Raw genomic sequence first — 26107 nt, forward strand, 5'->3', positions numbered from 1 at the left:
CCCTTCAGATTCGGTAGTACTCGCGATACCAGCGCACGAACTCCCGGACACCGATCGCCACCGGCGTCTCGGGCTGGTATCCGATCAGCGCCTTGAGGAAATCGGTCGACGCCTCGGTGCGGACGACGTCTCCGGCCTGCATGCCCATGTAATTGCGCTCGGCCTTCCTGCCGAGCGTCTGCTCGATCTCCTCGATGAACCGCAGAAGGCTCACGGGATGGCCGCCGCCGATATTCACGATCCGGTAGGGCGCCACCGGGCTCGACGAATCGGAGTCGACGACGGCGCCGTCGCCCGCACGGGTCGGTATCCGCTCGCACAGCCGGACAATGGACTCCACCAGATCGTCGATATAGGTGAAGTCGCGCTCCATCTGGCCATGGTTGTAGATGTCGATCGGCCGTCCAGCCAGGATGTTCTGAACGAACTTGAACAGGGCCATGTCCGGACGGCCCCACGGCCCGTAGGCGCTGAAGAACCGGAAGGTCGTGATCGGCATGTCCCAGAGGTGCGCGTAGCAATGGGCGATCGCCTCGACCGATTTCTTCGTCGCAGCGTAAAAGGTCAGGGGATGGTCGGTCTTGTGGCTCTCCGCGAGCGGAAAATCGGTGCTCGCGCCATAGACCGAGCTGGTGGACGCGATCAGCAGATGACGGGGTCGCAGCTCGCGACACATCTCGAGAACGTTGAAGCTGCCGACGAGATTGGAATCGACGTAGGCTCGCGGATTCTCGAGGCTGTAGTGCACGCCGGCCTGGGCAGCGAGATGAAATACCAGCTCGGGCCGGGACTGCTCGGTGACGGCGCGGAGCTTGTCGGCATCCTCGAGCATGCAGCAATGGCCGCGAAAGCCGCGGGATTGCTTGAGCAGGGCGTGCCGGTCCTCCTTGAGCTTGACGTCGTAGTAGGGGGTCATGCCATCGACGCCGATCACCTCATGGCCCTGCTGAAGCAGTCGCGTGGCCAGATGAAAGCCGACAAAACCGGCGGTTCCTGTGATCAAGCAGCGCATTCCCCAGAACCTGTTCCTCGACCAAATCTCGCTTCCGAGTATTGAAGCCGATTACGTACACGGCCGCCGCCTCCTGATCCGTCACGCCTTGATCACGTGCTCCTTCGCGAGGCCGTGGCGGGCACAGACATTTCGCGTGTCGATGACCAGACGCGAGCACTCGACCAGTCGCCGGTAGTCGACGGCGTCGTGATCGGTGCAGATGATCGCTGCATCGAAGCCGCCGATGGCGTCCTCGGTGAGCGGGGTCGATTGCTTGCCGGCAAAGGCCGCATACTCGCGGCTTGGCGGGATCGTTGCCACCAGCGGGTCGTGGAACGAGACTTCCGCGCCGCGCCTCTCCAGCAGCTCCATGATCCGGAAGGCCGGGCTCTCGCGTGTATCCTCGACGTTCTTCTTGTAGGCGATCCCGAGCACCAGGATATGCGCCCCCTTCGAGGCGCGACCGGCACGCTGGTTCAGGGCCTCGATCGTGCGATCGACCACCCGGTGCGGCATGGCGGTGTTGATCTCGCCTGCCAGCTCGATGAAGCGGGTGGCGATGCCGAACTCGCGCGCCTTCCAGGTGAGGTAGAAGGGATCGATCGGGATGCAATGTCCGCCCAGGCCGGGACCCGGATAGAATGGCATGTAGCCGAAGGGCTTGGTCTTGGCGGCCTCGATGACCTCCCAGATGTCGATGCCCATGGCCTCGAACACCGTCTTGAGCTCGTTGACGAGGGCGATGTTGACGGCACGGAAAATGTTCTCGGTGAGCTTGACCGCCTCGGCCGCTTCCAGTGAGGAAACGGGGACGGTATTAGTCACCGCCTGATCGTACAGCGCGCAGGCGAGCCGCAACGCCTCGGGCCCGTCGCCACCGACCACCTTCGGGATGGCGGCCGTCGAGAACCTGGCGTTGCCGGGGTCCTCGCGCTCGGGCGAATAGGCAAGAAAGAAGTCATGGTTCGAGCGCAGCCCGCCGCGTTCGAGGATTGGCCGCAGGATGTCTCGGGAAGTGCCCGGATAGGTAGTCGATTCGAGCACGACGAGCTGGCCTCGCCGCAAGTGGCGCGCAATCGTCTCCGTCGTGCGTACCACGAAGGTCAGGTCCGGCTCGCGCTGGGGAGTCAACGGCGTCGGGACGCACAGGATGATCGCGTCTGCCTCCGCAATGCGGGAAAAGTCGCCGGTGGCGCAAAGCCGGCCGGCGTGTCTCAGGTCCGCAATCTCCTCGTTGCCGATATAACTGATATATGAGCTGCCGGCATTGATCTGATCTATCTTCGCTGCATCGATATCGAATCCGAGGACGGAAAATCCTCTCTTCGCGAGGGTGCAGGCGAGCGGCAGCCCGACATAGCCGAGGCCGACCACACCGATGACTGCCTTGCGAGCCTGCAAGCGCTCGATTATCGACGAGACGGATCGAGTCGATTCCTGATCGGCACGGTCGAATGTGAAGCCGCTTCGCCCATCGTCCACTGGCCACCTTCCTCGATCATCGTGTCTTGACCACGGTTTCTCGTTCAGGTTGCGAGACTATCGCTGTCGTTGGCGTATCGACCATGGCTGACGATGATATTCCGCTCCGGAAGCACCGCCCTGGTTCGCGAGTCGTCTAGCATGGTGCATTCGTGAATTGAAGCAGCCGATGATGCCTCTTCTTGCATACCCGACGGATGGTTATTGATGCCTCGCGCGTGTCGTCGAGATGCTCGAGAAGCAGCATCGCATGCGCAATTAGTTCTCGTCTTTCCAATCCAGCAAACAACGCGTCACTCACCGGCCACTCGGGAAGTTGCCGCCCAATGTGCGCGGAATAGCGACCGTGGCCGTCGCACCCGAAAGGATCTGGAAGAAGCGCGCGGCCTCCGCCATCGGTGCCGTCGACACGAAGACGATGTCATTGGGCCTCACCGGGAACTGGCTCATCGCGAAGAACGATTTGCCGTCCTTCAGATCGAGCTGATAGACGATCGGCACCGTATCGCGGTCCTCCTCGAGCAGTGGAACCCCGTAGCGTCTGGCGAGCTCGACGGGCTCGCGTCGAAACAGGTAGACGCCTTTTGCATCCGAACGCTGGGCATCGAGCCCCATGGCTTGACCAAGTCCGTCCGACAAGGTGAGCCGCGATTTGCGGAAGATCTGCTCTCCCGGCAGCGCAACCGCCCCCAACGCGATGAACTTCTTCAGCTTCTGGGTCAGAAGCAGGGAATCACCCGCCGCCACCGGGACGTTGAATATCTCCGGCTGATCTATCACCTCCTCCAACATGATCGACATCGTCGAGCGGCCTCGCGTGAGCCGGACCGCCGATTCGTACGGCGCGAACTTGGCGCCGCCGGCCATCGCGATCATGTCGAGCACGCGCAGGTTGCCGCGCGTCACCGGGTAGGGTCCCGGCTTGATAACGTCTCCCTGGACGGATGCCGAACTGCTGGCGTTGTCGGCAATCATGACGGTCGCCTGAGGCTGGATGGCCTGGCCCTCCAGGCGGGAGACGATGGTCGACTCGATCTGCGACAGCCGGCGTCCGGCGACGGCAAATCTTCCCGCATACGGCAGCGATATCGTGCCATCGACATCGACCCGAACGGTGATGCTCTCCCCCTTTTGGTCCCGTCCGAACAGGCCCTCGCCGGGTTCCCAGATCGTCACGTGCAAGACGTCGCCAACCCCCACTTGTCCGAAGTCACCACCCTTCTGGAACGCGTCCGGCACGGTAGACGCAACCGGGTGGTAGAATTGCTCGCAGTCACGCGTGATTCTCGCATCTATGCTGACCAGGGCGAAGCGCATCACCGCCGTGGGATCGGCCTTTTTGCTGAAGGATGAGGACGCCAGCATGGCATTCGTGCTGGGCCCGTCGCTCGGCAGCAGGTCGCAGCCGGCTCCGATCGCGCCCACCCCCAGTGCGACCGTAATGCGGCCGACGAGCTGCCCTGCAGCAAGACTGATCAGCTTCATGGCGAACCGCACCTGCGAGAAGGAACAGGGTCGAGGATCGTTGCCCTGACGCACGACGACCCGGGCTTTCGCCACTCGGACGCCTGCCGAATCAATCCCGCGCGCGAGCCGTCGCGTCGATGCAATCTCGCAGGGGGCCGCCTCCATCGCCCCGCCGCTCAAGGAGTGCACGGCATGGCCGCTCGGTGAGCCGGTAACCGGCGCTGCGCGGCCGAGCGGGCGTCTTCGATCGAGACGCTGTGATGCAACTGTCGTGCCACTCGATGTATCTCCCACGCTCGCAGCAACTCGGCGAGGGATGTGTAGTGTCGCGCCAACCTGCGCTCTTTACCGTACGTGCCGTCCGGACCATTCGGCTGCTTCATACGCCATATCTCCAGAGCAGGTGGATAGTCTTCGACTTCACGGCGCCACTCGGCGACTTGCTCAGAAACTTTGTAGTGTAATCCTCATTGACCAGATCGCCAACGACTTGCTGAAGGTCGTTTCGTTCCGGCGCTCCCAGTTGCAATTGCGCGACGAGTTCGCCCCGTCGCATTGGTCGTGTCGATCTGGATGGTTCTGTAACGCGTCGCGGTTTTTCTGGCAATGCCTCGCCGTGCATACGTCACCGGACCATTTTGATCAATATGCAACCTTTGGGCGCGAACCGCGTTGCTAGGAATCTGCGCACTGGCTTCGCCTGTTGCGCGAGATCGTGTATGGAGCTCTTCTTAATGTTGCATTCCTGCTAGATAAATCGAACGGCGATCATGTTTTCAATTTGATCGCCAACTTGAAGTCAAAAGCCAGGAAGCGCATGCGCACCCGACTCATGTCATCGGGCGGCGCAAAAGATTCGTGAGCCGCGCGTATTGTACTTTGGGTCGGGCATCAAGGTGCGATGGATCAAAACGAGCGGATGTCATATGCGCCGCGAGGCATTGCCAGCAAACCCGCGACGCGTTACCGAGCTTGCGAAAGCAGCAGCAGAACAATGCAGTCAAGAAGCGAGATCGCTATCGTTGGCTTGGCGTGTCGCATGCCAGGTGCGCGGCAAAGCAACGAGTTCTGGCAACTCCTCCGCGATAACCGCTGCAGCGTGACGTGGGTCACGCCGGATCGCTTTCCGACGCGGACGTACTTTCATCCTTCGCCGGGCCAGGCTGGCCGTAGTTACACCTTCGCCGCCGGCATCATCGATGATGTATGGGGATTCGACGCCGCGGCGTTCGGCATGAGCCCGCGTGAGGCCGAGCAGGCTGATCCGCAGCATCGCCATCTGCTCGAGGTGGCCCACGATGCGCTGACCAACGCCGGCATCCGGCCCTCGAGCCTGGCGGGCACCGATACCGGAGTCTATGTCGGCGCCTCGTCGGTCGACCACGCGGCGCGATTCTTCGCCGATCCTTCGATGGCCGACGTTCACATGATGACGGGCAACTCGCTCAGCATCATGGCCAACCGGATTTCCTACGCGCTCGACCTGCGCGGACCCAGCATCACGATCGATACCGCCTGCTCGTCCTCGCTGGTCGCGCTCAGCCTCGCGGCGGAGGCGATACGCGGCGGCGCAATCGATACGGCCATCGTGGGCGGCGTCAATCTGCTGCTCTCGCCGTTCTCCTATATCGGCTTCTCGCGCGCCTCGATGCTGTCGCCGACCGGTCTATGTCGGCCGTTCGATGCCGCGGCGGACGGCTACGTGCGCGCCGAAGGCGCCGTGGTCGTCGTGCTGCGATCGATGGCGGCCGCCCGCAAAGCGCGCAGTCGCATTCATGCGGTCATCGTCGGCTCGGGCGTGAACCAGGACGGGCGGACGACCGGGCTGTCGCTGCCCTCGGCCGACTCGCAACGGCGTTTGCTGGAGCAGGTCTACGGCGACTTTGCGGTCGATCCGGCCGACCTCACGGTCGTCGAGGCGCACGGCACGGGTACCCGGGTGGGAGATCCGATCGAGGCGGATGCGTTGGGGAAGGGCCTGGCGCAACGGCGGTCGCAACCGCTGCCGATCGGATCGGTGAAATCCAACGTCGGCCATCTCGAGCCGGTTTCCGGGCTCGCCGGGCTGCTCAAGTCCATCCTTGCGCTCAATCACGGTCTGGTGCCGGCGACCCTGCATCAGCGGTCGCCGAGCCCCGACATCCCTTTCGACGAGCTCAACCTCAAGGTGGTCGACCGCAACTGGCGCCCGCCGGCGCGCCACGGCGCGGGACTCGCCGGGGTGAACTCGTTCGGATTCGGCGGAACCAACGCCCATGTCATCCTGCGCGGTGAAGAAGCGACGGCCAGCATCGTGCAGGTGCGACCACCCGGCCAGCCGCCCGCCCTGCTGCTGACGGCCCACAGCACCGATGCATTGCGGACCGTTGCCTCGACCTATCTCGAGCACTGGCCTGACGACCGGCGCGGCGTCGCCGACTTCATCAGCGCCAGCGCCCATCTGCGCGATCCGGCGGCCAATCGCATTCTGGTTCGCGGCGGCACGGTGGAGGAGGTCCGACATCATGTCGAGCGCTTCGCTGCCGGCGAGAAGCCCGCCTCGATGCTGACCGGCCATGCCCTCGGGACGGACTTGCCCGTAGCGTTCCTGTTCTCGGGCAACGGCTCGCAGTGGGCGGGCATGGGACGCGCCGCCTGGCACGGCAACAGACACTTCCGCGAGGCCTTGAGCGACGTCGACGGCCGCTTCTCGGCGATCCAGACCTGGTCGCTGGTCGACCTGCTGTTTGCCGACGATCTCGACGCGAAGCTCCGGCACGCCACCCATGCGCAGCCGCTTCTGCTCGGGCTGCATGTGGCGACGGTGCGCGCCCTGGAGGAAGCGGGCGTCGTGCCGGTCGCGGTCCTGGGCCACAGCGTGGGCGAGATTGCCGCGGCGTGGGCCGCGGGCGCGCTCAGTCTCGACCAGGCTATCGCGGTGGTCATCGCCAGGAGCCGACATCAGGAAGGCGTGCATGGCAGCGGCGGTATGGCGGCACTCATGCTGAGCGAACGCGAGGCAAGACGCTTCCTCGCGGTGGCGAACGTACCCGACGTAGACATCGCCGCCATCAACAGCTGGCGCAGCGTCACGGTGTCCGGGCCGGTGGCCGAGATCGATCGGGTTCTGGCGGCCGCGGCCGACCTGAAGGTGAGCGCGCGTCACCTCGATCTCGACTATCCGTTCCACAGCTCCCTCGTCGACGCTGTTCGCGCGCCACTCTTGCGGGAGCTCGAAGGGCTCAGGCCGCATATGCTGCGTCGACGCCTGATTTCGACGGTGACCGGCGACTTTGCGGACGCCGGGGCGCTGGGCGCCGAGCACTGGTGGCGGAACGTCCGCGAGCCGGTACGTTTCGAGGCCGCCTTTGGCCAACTGCTGAAGCAGGGACTTCGCGTCTTCGTCGAGATCGGCCCCAAGCCGATTCTGGGAAGCTATGTCCGGGACGCCCTGCGCGAGAGCGGCGAGCGGGGAGCCGTCGTCGAGACACTGACCGAGTCCGACGAGCCGACGAGGGATCCCATCGAGCTTGCCGTATCGAAGGTCCTTCTCGCAGGCGGCACGGTCGACCTGCGGCGATTCTTCGGACCACCGCCGGCGATGGCCGTGCCGCTGCCGCTCTATCCCTGGCAGCACGTGCCGTTCATGGTTCGGCCGACGATCGAATCGAGCAACGTCCTGGCGGCGGCAGGCCATTCGCTCCTCGGCCTGCGCCCGCGCGACGATTGCTGCGACTGGTTCTCGACGGTGGATCCCGAGCTCTTCACGTGGATCGGCGACCACAAGGTCGCGAGCGTCGCGGTCTTCCCGGCAGCCGCCTACGTCGAGGTGCTGCTTTCGGCCGCCCGCGAGGTCTACGCCGACGGCGCCATAGAGGTACGCGACCTCGACATCGTCCTGCCCTTGGTGTTCGACGGCGGCATCTCCGTCGAAACGTGCGTGAGACTGTCGTCGGAGACGGGTGTGGCGGAATTTCTCTCTCGCCCGCGCGGTGGCGAGCCCGACTGGACGCTGAATGCCCGCGGGATCGTCGGCCGATCACCGATCGCGGCAAAGGCAGCCGCGCCACCGGCCGCGCCGGATGGCCTGATCGTGGTCGCCAAGGCGAAAGTCTACGAGACCGCTCGCGCGCTGGGGTTCGACTACGGTCCGGCGTTCCAACGCGTGCGACAGGTGGCCTTTCCGCATCCGAAGCGGGCGATCGCCGTTCTCAATCCACCCGAGGGCCTTGCCGTCGCCGACCACGTGATCGACTTGACCGGGCTCGACACGGCCTTCCATGCCCTGTTCGCCTCGGAGGAAGCCGGCGTCGCCGACATGCCCATGAAGTGCATGCTTCCGGTTCGCTTCGGCTGCGTGCGCGCCTTCGCCGATGGTGCGACGGTGACGCACGCGGTGGCGCGTACTGTCCGTCAGTCGCCGACCTCGATCGTGGTCGACATCGATCTTTTCGATACACATGGCAACGTCATCGTTTGCGCGGAGAATGTGAGGCTGGTCGAGGCACCAGCCGAGCCGACCGTCGATCCGCGGTCTCTAAGCTACCACGTGAGGGCCTTGCGTCTGGATCGCGCCGGCCGCACCGCTGTTCTCTGCTTGCCGGCAGGATCGCAAGCCCGACTGGAGGACCGGCCGGACGGCCCGCTTGCCGAGGGCACGATGCTTCTGGAGGCCGGATGCCTGCGGGCGGCCTGGACCGCGCTCTCTGGTACGACCTTGGCCGGGGCAACTCCAAAGGAGAGCCGCGGAGAGGGAGAGTGGCAAGCGTTCCAGCACTCGGCGGTGCTCTGGCATCTCGAGGTGAATGGTCTCGCCGTGGAGCAGCATGGCGAACGCCGCTTGGCGGCCGAGTGCAACCTGCCGGATGTCGCCTCGATCGTGACTTCTCTCATCGTACGTCATCCGGAGATGGCGGTGGAGGCCGCCAGCCTGTCACGCCTCGCCGAGATCCTCGATCGCATGATTGCCGGCGACGCATCGGTGCCGGCCGAGTTCTGCTCGGCCCATTGGCGCCAGCTCGGCGCTGCGTCCAGCCAGATCGGTGCCCTTCGCGAGGCGGTGATCGCCGATGTCACGACGGTCCTCGAGCGGTGTGAAGCAGACAGGCTGTTGAAGCTCCTGATGATCGGGGCCGATCACGCCGCGGCTGCCGCTGATCTCGCGCGGCGCTTCCGAAACGTGCAAGTATCCGTCACCGATCACGATCAGGATCGCCTCGAGCAGGTACTCGCGCAGCTGACTGGCGATCACCCGCGGGTGCACAGCCTGCGATGGTCGGAACTCGATGCCCTGCCGGCCGGGTGCTTCGACCTGGCGTTCGCGATCGACTCCGTAAGCGAGATCGCCGCAACTTCCGGCGGCCTGGAGGGCGTCCTTCGCGTGCTGCGGCCCAAGGCGCCAATCATCGCCGGCGAGCTCGCGCCGAGCCTTTTTTGGGACCTCGTCCGCGGGACACGCCCGAGCTGGTGGGCGCGCTCGGCCAGCGCCGACTTCCCCGTTGGTGCTCTGCTGACCAGCCAGGAGTGGATCGAGGACTTCAAGTCCGCCGGCTTTGCGACTGCGATCGCCACGCCCCTGCTCGGCCAGGCGAGCCTCGGCGTGATGATCCACGGTGTGGCCGCCGACAAACCTGCCGTCGGCGATCGTACCGAGACACCGACGATCGCGTCTGCTTCACTGTTCTCCTGGGAAGGCGAGGATGTCGAGGGAGATCCAGCCCTGCAGGGCCTGCGCCGGCGTGTCCTCGCCCCGACCGGCGTCCTTCAGCGCCGTGACGATCCCGGCGCCAGAGTCGGGGCGCCGGAGGGTGCCCGCCCGAAAGCCGTCAATGGCAGCGCGGGTGACGAGCATCCGGTGATCACCGACGTCGCCTGGACGATCGATGCGCGATGCTGTGGGCCCGACCCGGTGGCCGAGCTGGGTCGCCGGTTGGCAGAGATTGCCGGGCGCTGCCGCAGGCTTGCCGCGTCGCCGGCGCGCTTGTGGATCATCGCCAGCTTTGGCGACGTCAGCCCGGACCCCCTGAGTCAGCCGATCTGGTGCGCGATCACCTCGGCAATGCGCGTGGCCCAGAACGAGTATTCGGGTATCGAGATCAGGTGCCTCGGTCTGTCCGGCGAGCCCGAACCCGAGATGCTCGACCGGGTCGCCGAGGAGCTGCTGGAGCCGGACGGCGAACGCGAAATCTTCTTCGCCGGCGCGAGCCGCATGGTTACCCGCATTGAAGGTGGATGGGCGGGCGCCGGACAACCGCCCGAGCCCGCGGCGGACACGGCGCTCAGGCTTTCGGCCTTGCCGGGGCGCGGAGCGCTCGGCTGGGTAGCGGCACCGCGCGTCGAGCCGGGGCCCGGCGAGATCGAGATCGAGGTGGCGACGACCGGGCTCAACTTCCGCGATGTCATGTGGAACCTGCGCCTCCTCCCCGAGGAGGCCATCGAGGATGGCTATGCGGGAGCAGGCCTCGGCATGGAGTGCGCCGGTACGGTGAGCCGGGTGGGACCAGACGTCACGAACGTCGAGAAGGGCGATCGGGTCGTCGCGTTCGCGTCGCGCGCCTTCGCAAGCCACGTCGTCACGCCGGCGTTCGCCGTGGGCCGGCTTCCCGACGAGCTGTCGTTCGAGGCGGCAACCACGGTGCCGATTGCCTTCCTGACTGGCTACTACTCGCTCTGCCATCTCGGACGCCTAGGCTCCGGAGAAACCGTGCTCGTGCATGGCGGCGCCGGCGGCGTCGGCCTGGCGGCGATCCAGATCGCCAAGCATGTCGGCGCCAAGGTCATTGCCACCGCCGGCAGCGATGAGAAGCGCGCGCTTCTTCGCAGCATCGGCGCAGACTTTGTCTGCAACTCGCGGACCCTTTCGTTTGCCGACGAGGTTGCCGCCTGCACGGGCGGCAAGGGCGTCGACGTCGTCCTCAACTCGTTGTCCGGCCAGGCGATGATCCGGTCGATGGACTGCCTCAGGCCGTTCGGCCGCTTCATCGAGCTGGGAAAGCGCGACTTTTATGCCAACACGCATGTCGGCTTGCGGCCGCTGCGCAGAAACTTGGCCTACTTCGGTGTCGACGTCGACCAGCTGATCGGCGAGCACAGGGAGCTGACGTCGCGCCTTCTGGGCGAGATCATGCAGCTCTTCTCCATGGGCAAGCTGGTGCCGCTGCCTTACCGCGTGTTTGCCGGAAGCGATGTGGCGGAAGCGTTTCGCCTGATGCAACGGTCCGGGCACATCGGCAAGATCATCGTCCGGTCGGCCGATCGCGCGAGTGACGGTCCGACGGCCAAGGGCGTCTTCCCGGTCGCTGCGGAAGGCGTCCATGTCGTGATCGGTGGAACGAGCGGCTTCGGCTTGGCGACGGCCGACTGGCTCGTCGACCGCGGCGCGCGTCATGTGGTCCTCGTGGGTCGCTCGGGCCGTCTGTCGGATCCCGCTCTCGAGAGGATCGAATCTCTGCGTCGCACGGGAGCAGAGGTGGAGATCGCCACTGCGGATGTGGCGGACAAGCCGGCCCTGCAGCGTCTCCTGCGCACGGCTTCGACCCGGCAACCCATCAGGGGAATCGTCCATGCCGCGATGGCGATCGACGATCGCCTGATCGAGCGCATGGACCAGGCCGCCATGGAGCTGGCCCTGCGACCGAAGATCGGCGGGGCGCTCACTCTCGCTGAGGTCGTCAGCGACCTGCCGCTCGACTACCTCCTGTTCTATTCGTCGGCGACCACCTTGTTCGGCAACCCGGGGCAGTTCAACTATGTGGCGGGCAACGCCTTTATGGAGGGAGTGGCGCGACGGCTGCGCGCACAGGGCCAGCCCGCGATTGCCGTATCCTGGGGCGGTATCGAGGATGCCGGCTACCTGTCGAGACACATCGCCTCGGATGCCAATCTGAAGAAGCGCTTCGCGTCGAGCCTCATCACCGCCCGGGCGGCTCTCGATGCCATCGACGGGCTCTACGACCGCGACGGCAAAGCCCGGACCGCGTGCTCCGCAATTGCCCGCATCGACTGGACGATGGCCAGGCGCGAGCTGGCGGCGACCCGGACGCCGGCCTTCGGCACGATCGGCAGCGCTGCCGGCTCGCGCCCGGGCATCGATGCGGCGGCGATGCTCGCGAGGCTGCGCGCGATGTCGCCAGATGAGGCGGCGGAAGCGCTGCTCGAGGTCGTCGTGGAAGAGATCGCACGGGTCTTGCGCCTGCCGCCGAAGGAGGTCGACAGGCACCGGCCCCTCGCCGAGATCGGCATGGATTCCCTCATGATGCTCGAGCTCAGGACGACCGTGGAGGCGGTGCTGCAGATCGAGCTCCCCATGATGTCGCTTGCCAGCGGCATCACTCCCGCCGACGTTGCGCGGCGCATCGCGCCGCTCATCCACAGCGACGGGCAGACCGAGTCCGTGCCGGGTACGCTGGTTGCCCTGTCGACCAGCCATTTCGCCAGCGAGGCCGATGCCTCGACCACGACGGTGCGCCGCGCGGCGGTCAGTGCCGTCCTCGATCGCGTCCGCGACCTGGAAGGCAGACTATGACGACGTACCACCCAATCGAGGCCCAAGCGACGATCGACCGTGTGCGGCAGACGCTCAGGAGCTCGCCGGGCGTCATGACTCGCCTGGACGAGCATGCGGGACGGGCCGTCGCCCGCATCAGACGGCGCGACGTCAATTTCGCGGCATTGCCCGAATACGAGATCATCAACATCACCAAGGCGGCGGGCGAGATCACCGGCATCGAAGACCCCTTCTATCGCCTGCATGATGGCCGGGCGGGCGAGACCACCACGATCGGCGGACGGCAGGTCGTCAATTTCTCCTCCTACGATTACCTCGGTCTGAACGGTCATGCCGAAGTCGTCGCGGCCGCGAAGGCCGCGATCGACCGCTTCGGCACGTCGGTGTCGGCGAGCCGGCTGTCGGCCGGCGAACGCCAGGTGCATCGCGACCTCGAGGCCGCGCTGGCCCGGCTCCACGGGACTGAGGATGCCATCGTCTTTCTCAGCGGCCACGCCACCAATGTCTCGGTCATCGGCGGGCTCCTGGGCGCGGAGGATCTCATCGTCTCCGACGTGGCGATCCACAACAGCGTCACCGAAGGCGCCAAGCTCTCCGGGGCCAAGCGCGTGCTCTGTCCGCATGGCGACCTGGAAGCCTTCGAGCGCGCGCTCCGTCTCAACCGGTCGCGTCACCGCCGGGCGCTGATCGTGGTCGAGGGGCTTTACGGCATGGACGGCGATGCGCCCGACCTTGCCCAGCTGGTCAGGCTGAAGCGCCGTTACAATGCGTGGCTGATGGTGGACGAAGCCCATTCGATCGGTGTGCTGGGCGCCACGGGCCGAGGGATCGCCGAGGAGCAGGGTGTCGATCCGGCGGATGTCGACATCTGGATGGGGACACTCAGCAAGACCCTGGTCGCGGCCGGCGGCTACATCGCCGGCACCCGCACGCTCGTCGAGCTTCTGAAGTTCACCTCGCCCGGGTTCGTCTACAGCGCCGGCATGCCGCCGCCGGTGGCGGCCGCCGCGACCGCTGCCCTGGAGATCATGAGAAGAGAGCCGTGGCGGCTCGAGAAGCTGCGCCAGAACGGCAGCTACTTCGCCGACCGGGCGAAGGCGCGCGGGCTCGATATCGGCCTAAGCATCGGCGCGTCGATCGTACCGATCATCGTCGGCAGCTCGCCGCATGCCGTGATCCTGTCGCAACGGCTGCTCGAGCGCGGATACAACATCGTCCCGGCAATCTTTCCGGGCGTCGCGGAGAACCAGGCGCGGCTGCGCTTCTTCATGACGAGCCGGCACTCGATCGAGCAAATCGAGGGGGCGATCGAGGCGACTGCCAGCGAGCTGCCGAAAGTCCGTGCCGGGCCCTCGTTCGTGAACGTCATCGCCGGAATCGGGGCCTGAACCCCCTCGTTGGCATACACGCCGTGCACCATGCCCCGCCCCCGCGAGCGATCGCCATCACCGGAGCCTCCAGTGGGATCGGGGCGGCGCTGGCGCGCCGGCTGGCCGGCCCAGGGAGTTCGTTGGCGCTGATCGGCCGTGACGCGGTTCGCCTCGAGCGGGTGGCGGGCGAATGCAGGTCGAGAGGGGCGTCGTGTCGGGTCGGCCGCTTCGATGTCCGGGACACCGGCCCGCTGTCGTCCTTCCTCGACAGTTTCGACCGCGAGCAGCCGATAGACACCTTCATCTCGAATGCCGGGATCCTCGACGGCCGTCACGCCAACCAGGTAGTCGAAGGCGGCGACGCGGCGCGCCGCGTTCTCGAGATCAACCTCCTCGCGGCCGTCGACGCCGTGAATGCGGTGTTGCCCGGGATGCGGCGGCGCGGGCGAGGCGGGATCGTCCTGGTGGCGTCGTTGGCCGCGCTCGTGCCCTTGCCCGACGCCCCGGCTTACTCGGCCTCGAAGGCCGGCTTGCTGTCCTACGGACTGGCCCTGCGCGATGCCCTGGTCGGCGAGAACATCAAGGTCGTGGTGGCCTGCCCCGGATATGTCTCCACGGCAATGGCCGACGTCCATATCGGCTCGCGTCCCGGCGAGATCTCGGCCGATGCGGCTGCCGCGCTCATCCTGCGCGGCCTCGGCCGGGATCAGCCGGTGATCGGTTTCCCGACTGGGCCATTCTGGGTGACGCGCTTCAGCCTGCTTGTTCCGGAGTTCCTGCGGCGTCGCGGCATGAGCGGCCCGCGCTTCCATGTCGACCGGGCCGCTGCGGCTCGAGACTGAGCCTGGCGAAGGAAGGTGATCTTCAATCCGGGGACCTCCCCATCGATGTCATCGGATCGCAACGAGTCCCTCGCCCGCCTCAACGATGGCTGGCTTTCGCCGCTGGAAAGGCCTGCTCTTGCGTGGCTGGGGTCGCGCGTGCCGGCCTGGCTGTCACCCAACGGCCTCACCGCTCTGGGCTTTGCCGGCGCGGTCGCGACGTTCTGCGGCTATGCCCTGGCGGCGGGGCAACCCGCCTGGCTGTGGTTCGTGAATGCCGGCCTGGCCGTCAACTGGCTGGGCGATTCGCTCGACGGCACGGTCGCGAGACTGCGCGCGATCGAGCGTCCCCGGTTCGGCTTCTTCCTCGATCAATCGACCGACGTGCTGGGCCAATTCCTGTTCGCCATGGGGCTTGCGCTTTCAGGGTACATGCCGATCGGGATCGCGGTGACCGGGCTTGCCGTCTACCTGATGATGTCGGTGCTGGGCCTGCTCCGGGCGGAGGTCAGCCGTGTGTTTCATCTCGCGACAGGCGGATTCGGCCTGACCGAGCTGCGCTGTCTGCTGGTCGTCGCCAACGTCCTGTTCTACCTCGTGCCGCCGCGTCCTTTCCGAATTGGCGGCATCGCTACCACCTACGCCGAGCTGCTGGGGTTGGCGTGGATCGTCGTCACCATGGGCCTGTACCTGACGACGATGATCGCGGAAGCAAGGCGGCTTGCCCGCGAGGAGCCACTTCCCGGACGTCCTCCCGACGAACGGGAGTAACGTCCCTGCTGAGAAGCCAGCGTATTCGGATATGCCCAATTTGTCCGTCATCCCGAGCGAAGCCGCCCGTTGGCGCAGTCGATGGACCTTTCTTGCCGATGCCGCAACAAGACAGGTCCCTCCACTGCGCCTCGCTCTGCTCGGCTCCGGTCGGGATGACGGCACTTTCTTGCCAGATGCGAGTGTCCAGGATGAAAAGCGGGCTGCTACTCCTGGTTGGCCGAGCGCTCTCCTGCCTTCATCAGCTCACGGTAGGACTCCTCGAACCAGCCAATCCGCTCCTCCAGCCGGCCGAGCAGGGGCGGGCGGCTGATCTGGCCGGCGCCCTTCTGGATGCGTTCGCAGACGAGAGCGTCCTCGCGCATCACGGTCTTGATGTAGTGACGGACCAGCGGTGCGCGGACCAGATCGCTCACGGCGCGTACCCAGGTAGGCCGCGGCGGAAAAGGCGCCGGGTAGAACCAGGCCCGCAGGATGGTTCGGTCGTGACTAACGGGTTCGTAGAGCATCACGGAGCAGTGGAAGAAGTCGAAGTCGGTCCTGAAGAACGCCATCAGAAGGTTGGGGACGAACTGCAGGATGGAGTAGCGCCTGGGGCGGTAGGTGCCGTTGCGGCACGCCTCGGCAAGATGCTCGAGGGCGTCCACGTTCTTGCTGTTGATGAAGGCGGAATGGAGGCCGAAGCGGTGGTAGCCGATGTCGCGACGCCGGAGATAGCCATCCTTGCCGAACGTGCGCGGGTGCACGGCGGGTGAATGATAGTCGTCCAGGCTGATATGGGCGCCGAGTCGCCAGTTGGCTTCCACCGGGATCGCGAGGTATTGCGGGTTGCGAGCCTGCGATCCTGCCGCCAGGACGGGAAAGCCCACATCGAGGAAGTCTTCGAGACTTTGCGAGATGCCCAGACTCTTGAACCGCCCGAAGACCATCTGGCCGCAGGTCGACAGCTCTATCGGCGTGAGGCGCGCACCCAATTCATGAGGTACAGCGTCGTACAGCTCGCGACTTTGCGGAACGCCCACGGCACGGCCCTCGCGGTCATACTGCCAGTGGTGAAAACCGCAAATTACCGGACCATTGCCGCGTTCGGCGTTGCGCAGCGGATAGAAGCGATGCGCGCATAGATTCTCGAAGCCACGCAGTTCGGCACCGAAGCGTTGTACGAACACCGAGCGGGTGGCGATGGAGGAGCGGAACCAGTCGCCGTCCTTCCTGAGGTCGGTTGTCATGCCCAGAAAGGTCCAGACATGGGCGAGCCGCCGTTGCTCCTCGGCGAAGGCGGCCGGTTCGACGATCGCCCGCGTCCAGTCCGCGGGCATGGTGCCGTCGCAGGCTGGCGGATGATCCTGGTTCATGCTGCCCGAGGCTGTGCTCATGATCGCGAAGGCGAGACGGGAACTGGCCAATCAACGGGCCAGTCAACGGGGGCCAGTCAAGTCTTCGCGATTATAGACGAACAGGCGGCCGCAGTCCGCACATCGGTATGCGCAAGGCCAACGCCGAATGGGCAGCGAAACCGGACGGCGCTCCGATTGCCGCAGGTGCCATTTCAGCCCGCGCGACGCGGAATATCCCGATCTCGGGCACCTGACAGGATCGATCGGCTGGTTATGGTCCGCCGAAATCCACCGACGCGATCATTCGAGTAGCGTTTCAGTTTGAAGGGAAGAGTGTCATGACCATGATCAACCGCCGAACGATCCTCGCGGCGAGTGCCGCAGCGGCGCTGGCGCCGCAGGGCTTGCGTGCCCAGGCATGGCCGGCCAAGCCGATGCGCTGGGTGGTGCCCTACACCGCGGGCGGGCTCACCGACTCGGTGACGCGGCTCACGCTGGAGAAGATCGCCCTCGGCCAGCCCTTCGTGATCGACAACAAGCCCGGTGCCAACTCGCTGATCGGCGCGGAGATCGTCGCCAACGCAGCACCCGACGGCTACACTTTCCTGACCGTGATCGCGGCCCACGCCGCCAACAAGACGCTCTATGCCGGCAAGCTCAAGTTCGATCCGGTGACGAGCTTCGCGCCGGTGTCGCTGGTCGCCATCGCGCCGATCATGATCCTGGTGAGCAACGACCTGCCGGTGAAGACCGTGGGCGAGCTGATCGCCTACGCCAAGCAGAACCCGGGCAAGATTTCGTTCGGCTCGTCCGGCGTCGGCGCGGCGGCCCATCTCACCAGCGAGCTGATCATGCAGGTGACCGGCACCAAGATGGTGCATGTCCCCTACAAGGGAACGGCGCCGGCGCTGGCCGACCTGATGTCCGGCAACATCCAGATGCTGCTCGACGTGCCGATCGGCACCATGAGCCAGGTCAGGGCCGGCAAGGTGCGGGCGCTCGCCATGATGTCGAAGGAGCGCGTGCGCGGCGCCGACGACATCCCGACCATCGTCGAGTCGGGCGGACCGCTGATCGAATCCTCGAGCTGGGTGATGTTCATGGCGCCGGCCGGCACGCCGCAGGCGATCGTCGACCGATTGGGCGGCGAGGTCGGCAAGGCGATGAAGGACGAGACGCTGCGCAAGCGCCTGGCCGACCAGGCCGTGATCCCGGTCGGCGCGCCGCCGGCCGAGACGATGAAGTTCCTCCAGTCCGAGGTCGAGAAGTGGGAGAAGGTCATCACCACGGCCGGTGTGAAGATCGACGTCTGAGCTCGAGCGCGGACTTTTCAGGAACTCCCTTCTCATCCTCCTCCCCAAGCCGTGCTTGGGGAGTGTCCGCGCCGGCGCTGAGTGAAGCCGAAGCGACTCGGCGGAAGGACGGGTCATGTGCCGGGAGCGTGCCACTCCGATGGCGCTCATGGGTGGTGCAATCAACAAGAGGAGCGCCATCGGAGTGGCGCGCTCCCGGCGAAGACACGAGGTCCAAGGCAAAAGTCAGCGCCTGTGAGTGGCGCACTCCCCGCCATGAAGTCCTTGTCCCCGTTGCCGTAAGACGCCGACACCCCTGTTTGGTATGGTCGCGTTGGAAGACCCTTCACCTGGTGGTTGCCCGTGAGCGTCGCTGGCAGTTTTCTGCCGGACGATGGATCATTCATGGCGCGTCGAATGGATGATCCGAGGGGAGAAGATCGTGATCGATGTCCTGAAGATCGTCGCCGCCCTGGCTTCGGGCTACCTCCTTGGCAGCCTCAATACGGCGGTGATCGTCGGGAAACTGTACGGCAAGGACATCGGCAGCCATGGCAGCAGGAATGCCGGACTTACCAATACTCTGAGGGTGCTCGGGAAATCTGCCGCGGCGCTTGTTCTTGCCGGAGATGTGCTGAAGGGGATCGCTGCCTGCCTCCTGGGGCTGAGCCTCGGCGTTTACGCTTACTCGGGAGGGGCCGTGGATTGCCTGAGCCTCCTGGCGGCCGGCGCGGGAGCCGTCATCGGGCACAACTGGCCGGCATACTTCGGATTCAGGGGAGGCAAGGGAGCGCTTACGGGGGCGACCGTGCTGTTCATGCTCGACTGGGTCATGGCGCTGGTGTGCCTGGGCTCGTTCCTGATCATCGTGACGGTGACCCGATACGTTTCCCTGGGAACGATATGCGCTACGATGCTTTTCGCGGCCATTTCGTTTCTGCCTGTTTGGGGGCACACCTTCTATTTCAACATATTTGCCGTCCTGATGGCGGTGGTGGTCATACTCAAGCATAGGGAGAACGTGCAAAGGCTTCTTTCCGGAACGGAGAACAAGCTTGCTTTCTGATTTTCGCGACGTGTCCAGAATGTCGGCGAGACCTGGAAATTGGATGCCACGTGACCGTTGACCTCAGAGTCTTCAGCACCATCGCCATCCAGCCTGCCGTCGAGGACCTGGCGCCGCACTTCGAGGCAGCGAACGGGGTTCGCCTCGCGATCACCTGGAACACCGCCCCCGCGCTGGTGAAACGCCTGCAGGCTGGCGAAGCGGCCGACCTGCTCATCCTCAACCGCGCCGGTATGGACACGATGATCCGCGACGGCCGCGTGTTGGCCGGCGCCGAGATGACCCTGGCGAGCTCGGCCACCGCCATCGCAATCAGGACGGGTGCGCCGCGACCGGACATATCGACGCCCGATGCCCTTGTCCGGACGCTGCGCGCGGCGCGCGCCATCTCCTACACCGACCCGGCGGCCGGCGGCGCCAGCGGCATCCACTTCTCCCGGCTGCTCGACCGGCTGGGCATTGCCGCGGAGATCAATGCCAAGACGCGGTTCCCGCCGCCGGCCGGCCTTTCCGCCAGATTCCTGCCGACCGGCGACGTCGATCTCGCGGTCCAGCAGAAGCCCGAGCTCCTGCAGGTGCCGGGGATCGAGATCCTGGGAACGTTGCCGGGCGACCTGCACATGGTCACGACCTTCGTCGCCGGCGTCGAGGTCTCGAGCGCCAAGGCCGAGACCGCAAAGGGGCTGATCGACTTTCTCCGGTCGGCAAGGGCCGCCGACGTCTTCCGCGCAAAGGGCCTCGATCCGGCCTGAGAGCGCACACCCGGGAGGCCGTTACGATGGTGCAGCTGGTGTACACGCGAAGGGCCACACTCCTGTCGGCGATGGCCGTCTGGGCGTCATCGGCGGCGGGACAGCCCGGGGCCTCGGTGTTTCCCACCAGGGCGTGGGCAACCAGCTCGCCCGAGGAGCAGGGCATGAGCTCGGAGGCGCTGGCGCGCCTGGTCGAGTTCGGCGGCGTCAACAACATGGATTCGCTGCTGATCGCCCGCCACGGCAGGATCGTGCTGGACGCGACCTACGCGCCCTTCCGCGACGGTCTCAAGCATCGCATCAACTCGTCGACCAAGGCGGTCACAAGCACGCTGATCGCCATTGCCTTGAAGGAAGGCCTGCTCGACAGCGTCGACCGGCGGGTCGTCGATTTCTTTCCCGAGCGCACGATCGCCAGGCTCGACGATCGCAAGAAGGCGATCACCATCCGCCATCTGCTCGATATGACTTCGGGGCTCTACTGGGACGAGGGCGTGAACGGCGGTATTGTCTCGTTCCTCGAGATGGAGCGCAGCCCGGACTGGGTGCAGTACATTCTCGATCGTGCAATGGCGGCGGAACCCGGGTCGGCCTTCTACTACAACAGCGGCAACAGCCATCTCCTGTCGGCCATCCTGACGAAGCTCGCCGGCAAGAGCGCGTTCGACTACGCCAGGGAGAGGCTGTTCGGTCCGCTCGGCATCGACAACGTCGTGTGGCGGCACGATCCGCAGGGCATCTCGGGTGGCGGTGCCGGCCTCTACATGCTGCCGCGCGACATGGCGAAGTTCGGCTACCTTTACCTGCGCAACGGCGCCTGGGAGGGGCGGCAGATCGTGCCGTCCTCGTGGATCGACGGCGTGCGCGGCGCGTCGGTCGACATGCGCGAGAGCTGGTCGACGAACCTGCGCTACGGCAGCCAGTTCTGGGTCATCCCGGGCCGCGACACCTTCATGTCGGTCGGTTACCACCGCCAGCTCGTCATCGTGATGCCCAGGCTCGATATCGTCGTGGCGACGACCGGCTCGGCGCGCTTTCTGCCGCTCGCCGGGACGCCTTCCCGGCCGCGCTACGGCATGGAAACACTCGTGGGCCATGTCGCGGCGGCCGTGACGTCGGAAGACCCCGTCGCCGTCGACCCGGCCGGAGCAGCCGCGCTCGCCCGGAGCCTTGCCGAGGCCGCCCGCGAGACGCCGTCGCCGGTCGGCAGCCCGCCGCCTGCCCTTGCCAGGACCATCTCGGGCAAGGTTTGGCGCTTCCCCGACAATCCGATGAACATCAAGTCGGTCACCTACACCCTCGACGGGTCGGATCCGTCGTACAGCTATGATCTCAGGCGCCAGCCGCCCGGCATCACGGCGACGCGGTTCGGCGGCCCCATCGGCTTCAACGGCCGCTACCGCGTCGGCGGCCGGATGCTCTACGGCCCGAGCGCCTGCCGCGGCGCCTGGCAGGACGACGGCAAGACCCTGGTCTTCGAGACCCAGACTCTCGGCAACGACGATGTCGTGCGGGCGACGCACGTCTTCACCGACCGCACGGTCGACATCACCTTCGAGACCGCCGGCGGCTTCCGGGCGCGCGTGCGCGGCGAGGTCGAGGAGTGAGGCATGCTCGTCGCTGGGAGCGCGCCACTCCGATGGCGCACTTCTTGATTGCTACACATCCCATGAGCGCCATCGGAGTGGCGCGCTCCCAGCGAATGAGCCTTCTGCCTACTTGAACTCGTACTCGGCGATCAGCCATGGCTCGTTCTTGGCGGCGGCGATCCATTCCTTCATTGCCGGATGGCCCAGCACGGCATTGCAATAGGCATCGGTGTCGGAATCGACCGGCACGGCATAGGTGCGCAGCCGGGTCACGACCGGCGCGAACATGGCGTCGAGCGCGCAGAAGCTGCCCAGCAGGAAGCCGTCGTCCTTGGCACCGCCGGAGAAGCGCTTGCGGCAGTCGCGCCACGCCGAGGTGATGCGCTGGATGTCGTTGCGCACGCCGGGCGTCATGCCGCGCCCGGGATAGGACGAGCGGATGTTCATCGGCATGTTGGCCCTGAGGTCGGCGAAGCCGGCATGCATCTCGGTCGACAGCGAGCGTGCGTGCGCGCGGGCCGCGGCCGATGACGGCCACAGGTTCGCCTCGGGCTTCAGGTCGTTCAGGTACTCGGCGATCGCCAGCGATTCCCACACGGCGAGGCCGCGATGGACCAGCACCGGCACGCGGCCGGACGGCGAGTACTTGCGGATCGCCGCCTGCGTCGTCGGCAGGTCGAGCGGGATCACCACTTCCTCGAACTCGATGCCGGCGATCTTGGCCATCAGCCAGCCGCGCAGCGACCACGAAGAATAGTTCTTGTTGCCGATCACCAGGGTGAAGTCGGCCATATGCCCTCCTTGCCAGCGCCATACTTTGGCCGGCAATGTTGTCCCTTGCACTACAGTTTCGTGAGCATGTCCATGTCGTTGCCGTTCGTCGACCGCTCTTCTTCGTCGCTGCCCGTGCAGCTTGTCGCCCAGCCGCGCTGGCGCACCTGGCTCAGGGAGCAGAGCGCGGCGCGCCGCGGCTGGATCAAATCGTCCGGGGTCGCGGGAAATGCCGGCGATCTCGCTCTGCTGCCCGGCCGCGACGGCAAGGCCGCCGGTGCAGTCCTCGTGCTGCCGGGCCAGCCGACCCTGTGGGACTACGGGGCGCTGGCAACGAAATTGCCGGCCAGCACCTGGCGGCTTGCGTCCGATACCGCACCGGTGTCGCCGACCGACGCCGCCGTCGGCATCGGCCTCGGCACCTGGCGGTTCGAGCGCTACCGCTCGAAGAAGGCCAAGGCCGGCGCCCGGATGCTGTGGCCGGAGGGTGCCGACAAGGCGCGCGCCAGGGCGATCATCGAGGCGATCGGAATGGCGCGCGACCTGATCACCACGCCGTCCTCCGACATGGGGCCTGCCGAGCTGGCCGCCGCGGCCGAAACGCTCGCCAAGGCGCACGGGGCCACGCTCAAGGTGATCGTGGGCGACGATCTCGTGAAGCAGAACTACCCGATGGTGCATGCGGTTGGCCGCGCCAGCACCCGCGCGCCGCGCCTGATCGACCTCACCTGGGGCAATGCGGGCGATCCCAAGGTGACGCTGGTCGGCAAGGGCGTGTGCTTCGACACTGGCGGCCTCGACCTCAAGCCGGCGTCGGGCATGCTCAACATGAAGAAGGACATGGGCGGCGCCGCGACCGTGCTCGCCGTCGCCGCGATGGTGATGGCGGCGAAGTTGCCCGTGCGCCTGCGCGTGCTGGTGCCGGCAGTCGAGAACAGCGTCTCGGGCAACGCCTTCCGGCCGCTCGACGTCGTGCCCACGCGCAAGGGCATCACGGTCGAGATCGGCAACACCGATGCCGAGGGCCGCCTGATCCTGTGCGACGCCCTGCACGAGGGCGCCAGCGACAAGCCCACCATGATGGTCGACTGCGCCACCCTGACCGGCGCCGCGCGCGTGGCGCTCGGCACCGACCTGCCGGCGCTGTTCTGCAACGACGACACGCTGGCCGAGGATCTGCTGGCCGCGGGCAGGCAGGTGACCGACCCGATGTGGCGCCTGCCGCTGTTCAAGGGCTATCGCCGCCTGCTCGACAGCAAGGTTGCCGACATCAACAACGCACCCGGCGTCGCCTTCGGCGGCGCCATCACCGCCGCGCTCTACCTGCAGGAGTTCGTGCCCGACGACGTGCCGTGGGCACACTTCGACATGATGGCGTGGAACAACACCGCCAAGCCCGGCCGCCCCGAGGGCGGCGAGGCGCAGGCGGCGCGGGCGATCTTTGCCGCGATCGAGAAGCGGATCGCGAAGGTCGAGGCGACGGCTCCGTAGGCAGCCGTCGGTCGGGGCCAACGACGGTCGCGCCAGGCCGTGGTTCGCCCGTTCCATCCGGCTCGCCGCGCCGCCGCGGCGGTCGTGGGGCTCGCCGGCCTGTTGTTGGGCCGCCCCGACGCTGCAAAATTCGGCTGCCGGACTGGTGCGAGATGGCATTTGAGGGCAATGTTCGGGCGTCGGTGGTTTGGGCTGCCTTCGACCATGCAGTCCACGGCGTTGAGGGGCGCCGGACCATTCGATCCATCTTGGGTTGGCGTCCATGGCGGATGAGGCCAGGCGAGAGAACGGCGAGCGGGGATTGGGAGCCGAGCTGCGACTCTTCAAGGGACTGCCCGAGGCGGCGCCCGATGCAATCATCGTGGTCAATCGCCTCGGCCGCATCCATTTGGTCAACGTCCAGGAGGAAAAGCATTTCGGTTATGCCGGGAGCGAGCTCTGCGCACAGCCGATCGACATTCTGATTCCACGGAGGCTCGAGGTTGCCGAGCACGGCGGACATACGTGCTTCTCGCTCTGCATCCCCCGCGCCGGGCGGCGAGACGCGCCGTGCAGGTGAGTGGTGCAACCATCCTCGTCGCCGACGACGAGGTCGCGGTGCACGAGTTTCTCCAGGCATGGCTGGAGCGCATGGGCTGCCGCGTTTTCACCGCCGGAAATGGCGCGGCTGCACTCGAGATCGCGGCGTCGAATCAGGTCGACGTCCTCGTGTCCGACATTCGCATGCCGGTGATGAACGGGCTCGAGCTGGCGAAGCGGATCAAGGGTTCCGGAAATTTCCTGACGAGAATCTTGTTCATGACTGGCTTCAGCGAGTTCAGCGATCGTGAAACATTCAATGTGGGCGTCGAAGCCATCCTGTGGAAGCCGCTGCGCCGACAGGATTTCGTCTCGGCTGTTCAGCGATGCTTGATGCCGCGCGAGGCGCTGTGGCAACGGCCGCCCGCTGCCGATCCCCAGGCTCTCCTGCACGCCACCTTCGAGAGCTTGTCGGTGGCACTACGGGACGGCGCGATTGCCTTCGGACGGGGCGGATTCGCCATCAGGTCCACTCTCGGTGCGCGGGTGGGCGAGTGTGTTGATCTCCGCCTCGAGTTCCACGGCGATGGTCGCGCGTTGGCCGGTCAAGGCATCGTTCGCTGGTTGGCCGCCAACGAGGAGCAGATCGGCGTCGAGATCACCCATGTCGAGGACCAGGACCGCGCCTGGATCCTGGACATGGTCGAGAGACCGGAGATCGTGGCGTTCATTCCGCGAACCTGCGACCCGACACGGACGGCGCGCTGACGAGCCGGTGTCGGAGCCATCGGTTCCCCAAGGCATTCGCAGTTGGCAAACAAATTCGTCACCCCGAGCGGAGCCGCCCGAAGGGCGGTGCAGTCGAAGGACCCTTCTTACTAGCTGCAACAAGAAAGGTCCCTCGACTACGCCTCCCTTCGGCTGCGCTCAGGGCAGGCGCTGCGCTCGGCTCCGGTCGGGATGACGAGTTTGTTTGCCAAATGCGAATGCCCTGCTCGACTTTCCGAGGCGCCGGAGTCCAGCCTATCGAAACAGCCCGCCAGTGACTGCACGCGGCACGACGTGAATGTGGTTGTCGACGGCCGTGATGCCAGGCACCTGCTCGGCGGCGACCTGGAAGGCTCGGCGCAGCTGTTCGTCGGGCACCACGCCCCACAGGTGAGCGATGGCGTGTTGGACCACGACGTCGATCTCCCAGGCTGCGGCCCAGCCATGCTGGCGGAGCGCATCCTCGACTCGTTGGCCGAGTGTCTCGTCGGGTGGCGCAATACTGGCATTCGCGTCGACTGACCGAGGTTGTGACAGCAGGCCCTGTAGCAGGTCGATGCGACTGACAATGCCCACGACCGCGCCATGCTCGACGATGGGAAGGCGCTTGATGTGATGTTGCACCATCAGCTCGGCCAGCTCGCCCAGCGTGGCATCGACGTCGGCGGTGACGACCTTTCTCGTCATCACGTCGGCGACGTGCTGCGAGCGGGAACGAACGAAGGCGGCGGCCTCGGCAATGTTCTCGGCGGCGCGGCGCAGTGGGGTGGTCAACGACTCGCCGGTGCCGACCCGGCCGATCAGGTCGGCTTCGCTCACGATCCCTTCGAGCTTGCCATCCTTGTCGACGACCAGCAGCGCGCTGACGCGCGCAGCGATCAGGCGTTCCACCGCCTCGAAGATGGTCCTGTCGGCGGCAACCGTCAGGGCTCCCTTGGACATCACGTCTCTGGCGCGCATGAGGGTCACTTTCGGCAAGAGCGAAAAATGAAAGCATGCTCATCGGGCGCCCGACGGTCCTTGCGCCAGATCAACAGGAGAAGATCCCGCCTCACGACAGGACCGGCGTCCGCGGATGCAGAACCCGTTCGGCCTGACGCCTTCAATACCCCGTCTTCGGATCCACGCGGTG

At 66.0% G+C, this 26107-nt stretch carries 17 protein-coding genes; 11 read left to right on the plus strand and 6 right to left on the minus strand.

The features are described from left to right. Window positions 1-4 precede the first annotated feature (4 nt). The 3 genes from AB7O82_RS16940 to AB7O82_RS16950 all read right to left on the minus strand — a co-directional run bounded on the left by AB7O82_RS16940 (window position 5) and on the right by AB7O82_RS16950 (window position 3961). Window positions 5-1012: an NAD-dependent epimerase/dehydratase family protein gene (locus tag AB7O82_RS16940; protein WP_428544642.1), complete on the minus strand. Its 1008-nt coding sequence runs from the start codon at window positions 1010-1012 to the stop codon at window positions 5-7. Window positions 1013-1093: 81 nt separating this feature from the next. Further along, window positions 1094-2395 carry a nucleotide sugar dehydrogenase gene (locus AB7O82_RS16945; RefSeq protein WP_428544645.1) on the minus strand — a complete coding sequence of 434 codons (1302 nt, stop codon included), beginning with the start codon at window positions 2393-2395 and terminating at the stop codon, window positions 1094-1096. A 378-nt stretch (window positions 2396-2773) separates the two neighbouring features. Then, window positions 2774-3961, minus strand: a complete 1188-nt coding sequence (locus tag AB7O82_RS16950) for a polysaccharide biosynthesis/export family protein (protein WP_428544648.1) — start codon at window positions 3959-3961, stop codon at window positions 2774-2776. Between the two features lie 976 nt (window positions 3962-4937). Between AB7O82_RS16950 and AB7O82_RS16955 the strand changes: the two genes are divergently transcribed. From AB7O82_RS16955 to AB7O82_RS16970, 4 genes are read left to right on the plus strand one after another with little or no spacing between them, the layout of a single operon-like run. Further along, window positions 4938-12446, plus strand: a complete 7509-nt coding sequence (locus tag AB7O82_RS16955; RefSeq protein WP_428544651.1) for a type I polyketide synthase — start codon at window positions 4938-4940, stop codon at window positions 12444-12446. Then, window positions 12443-13816: an aminotransferase class I/II-fold pyridoxal phosphate-dependent enzyme gene (locus AB7O82_RS16960; RefSeq protein ID WP_428544654.1), complete on the plus strand. Its 1374-nt coding sequence runs from the start codon at window positions 12443-12445 to the stop codon at window positions 13814-13816. Before AB7O82_RS16955 ends, AB7O82_RS16960 begins: the two co-directional genes overlap by 4 nt. Before the next feature lie 23 nt (window positions 13817-13839). After that, window positions 13840-14640 carry an SDR family NAD(P)-dependent oxidoreductase gene (locus AB7O82_RS16965; RefSeq protein WP_428544657.1) on the plus strand — a complete coding sequence of 267 codons (801 nt, stop codon included), beginning with the start codon at window positions 13840-13842 and terminating at the stop codon, window positions 14638-14640. Between the two features lie 45 nt (window positions 14641-14685). Next, window positions 14686-15390: a CDP-alcohol phosphatidyltransferase family protein gene (locus AB7O82_RS16970; protein WP_428544660.1), complete on the plus strand. Its 705-nt coding sequence runs from the start codon at window positions 14686-14688 to the stop codon at window positions 15388-15390. Between the two features lie 206 nt (window positions 15391-15596). On the opposite strand, the gene AB7O82_RS16975 is transcribed toward AB7O82_RS16970, so the two are convergent. After that, window positions 15597-16766: an aromatic ring-hydroxylating oxygenase subunit alpha gene (locus AB7O82_RS16975; protein WP_428544663.1), complete on the minus strand. Its 1170-nt coding sequence runs from the start codon at window positions 16764-16766 to the stop codon at window positions 15597-15599. Between the two features lie 299 nt (window positions 16767-17065). Between AB7O82_RS16975 and AB7O82_RS16980 the strand changes: the two genes are divergently transcribed. The 4 genes from AB7O82_RS16980 to AB7O82_RS16995 all read left to right on the plus strand — a co-directional run bounded on the left by AB7O82_RS16980 (window position 17066) and on the right by AB7O82_RS16995 (window position 21444). Further along, window positions 17066-18040 carry a Bug family tripartite tricarboxylate transporter substrate binding protein gene (locus AB7O82_RS16980; RefSeq protein ID WP_428544666.1) on the plus strand — a complete coding sequence of 325 codons (975 nt, stop codon included), beginning with the start codon at window positions 17066-17068 and terminating at the stop codon, window positions 18038-18040. Window positions 18041-18461: 421 nt separating this feature from the next. Further along, entirely contained in the window at window positions 18462-19085 is a 624-nt protein-coding gene (plsY, locus tag AB7O82_RS16985) for a glycerol-3-phosphate 1-O-acyltransferase PlsY (protein WP_428544669.1), read from the plus strand. Between the two features lie 50 nt (window positions 19086-19135). Further along, a complete protein-coding gene (locus tag AB7O82_RS16990) occupies window positions 19136-19837 on the plus strand; it encodes a substrate-binding domain-containing protein (protein ID WP_428619834.1) in 702 nt (233 codons plus the stop codon). Between the two features lie 26 nt (window positions 19838-19863). Then, complete coding sequence (locus tag AB7O82_RS16995) at window positions 19864-21444, plus strand: serine hydrolase domain-containing protein (protein ID WP_428544675.1); 1581 nt, start codon at window positions 19864-19866, stop codon at window positions 21442-21444. 108 nt (window positions 21445-21552) lie between these two features. On the opposite strand, the gene AB7O82_RS17000 is transcribed toward AB7O82_RS16995, so the two are convergent. Next, window positions 21553-22218: a glutathione S-transferase family protein gene (locus AB7O82_RS17000; protein WP_428544678.1), complete on the minus strand. Its 666-nt coding sequence runs from the start codon at window positions 22216-22218 to the stop codon at window positions 21553-21555. Window positions 22219-22290: 72 nt separating this feature from the next. Here AB7O82_RS17000 and AB7O82_RS17005 point away from each other — a divergent pair, with 72 nt between their 5' ends. The 3 genes from AB7O82_RS17005 to AB7O82_RS17015 all read left to right on the plus strand — a co-directional run bounded on the left by AB7O82_RS17005 (window position 22291) and on the right by AB7O82_RS17015 (window position 24975). Then, window positions 22291-23688, plus strand: coding sequence for a leucyl aminopeptidase family protein (locus tag AB7O82_RS17005; RefSeq protein ID WP_428544681.1), 1398 nt, complete (start codon window positions 22291-22293; stop codon window positions 23686-23688). Window positions 23689-23950: 262 nt separating this feature from the next. After that, window positions 23951-24247, plus strand: a complete 297-nt coding sequence (locus tag AB7O82_RS17010) for a PAS domain S-box protein (protein WP_428544684.1) — start codon at window positions 23951-23953, stop codon at window positions 24245-24247. Further along, window positions 24244-24975 (plus strand): response regulator, encoded by a 732-nt coding sequence (locus AB7O82_RS17015; protein ID WP_428544687.1) that lies wholly within the window; start codon window positions 24244-24246, stop codon window positions 24973-24975. Before AB7O82_RS17010 ends, AB7O82_RS17015 begins: the two co-directional genes overlap by 4 nt. A gap of 255 nt (window positions 24976-25230) precedes the next feature. Here AB7O82_RS17015 and AB7O82_RS17020 read toward each other — a convergent pair whose 3' ends face one another. Beyond that, a complete protein-coding gene (locus AB7O82_RS17020) occupies window positions 25231-25935 on the minus strand; it encodes a CBS domain-containing protein (protein WP_428544690.1) in 705 nt (234 codons plus the stop codon). Window positions 25936-26107 lie beyond the last annotated feature (172 nt).

It is taken from the genome of Reyranella sp. (assembly GCF_050185545.1).
Lineage (GTDB): Bacteria > Pseudomonadota > Alphaproteobacteria > Reyranellales > Reyranellaceae > Reyranella.

Excerpts from the sequence above, each read along its gene's own strand:
- AB7O82_RS16940 (WP_428544642.1), bottom strand. The coding sequence starts at position 1,012 with ATGCGCTGCTTGATCACAGGAACCGCCGGTTTTGTCGGCTTTCATCTG.
- AB7O82_RS16950 (WP_428544648.1), bottom strand. The coding sequence starts at position 3,961 with ATGAAGCTGATCAGTCTTGCTGCAGGGCAGCTCGTCGGCCGCATTACG.
- AB7O82_RS16955 (WP_428544651.1), top strand. The coding sequence starts at position 4,938 with ATGCAGTCAAGAAGCGAGATCGCTATCGTTGGCTTGGCGTGTCGCATG.
- AB7O82_RS16960 (WP_428544654.1), top strand. The coding sequence starts at position 12,443 with ATGACGACGTACCACCCAATCGAGGCCCAAGCGACGATCGACCGTGTG.
- AB7O82_RS16970 (WP_428544660.1), top strand. The coding sequence starts at position 14,686 with ATGTCATCGGATCGCAACGAGTCCCTCGCCCGCCTCAACGATGGCTGG.
- AB7O82_RS16975 (WP_428544663.1), bottom strand. The coding sequence starts at position 16,766 with ATGAGCACAGCCTCGGGCAGCATGAACCAGGATCATCCGCCAGCCTGC.
- AB7O82_RS16980 (WP_428544666.1), top strand. The coding sequence starts at position 17,066 with ATGACCATGATCAACCGCCGAACGATCCTCGCGGCGAGTGCCGCAGCG.
- AB7O82_RS16995 (WP_428544675.1), top strand. The coding sequence starts at position 19,864 with ATGGTGCAGCTGGTGTACACGCGAAGGGCCACACTCCTGTCGGCGATG.
- AB7O82_RS17000 (WP_428544678.1), bottom strand. The coding sequence starts at position 22,218 with ATGGCCGACTTCACCCTGGTGATCGGCAACAAGAACTATTCTTCGTGG.
- AB7O82_RS17005 (WP_428544681.1), top strand. The coding sequence starts at position 22,291 with ATGTCGTTGCCGTTCGTCGACCGCTCTTCTTCGTCGCTGCCCGTGCAG.
- AB7O82_RS17010 (WP_428544684.1), top strand. The coding sequence starts at position 23,951 with ATGGCGGATGAGGCCAGGCGAGAGAACGGCGAGCGGGGATTGGGAGCC.
- AB7O82_RS17020 (WP_428544690.1), bottom strand. The coding sequence starts at position 25,935 with ATGCGCGCCAGAGACGTGATGTCCAAGGGAGCCCTGACGGTTGCCGCC.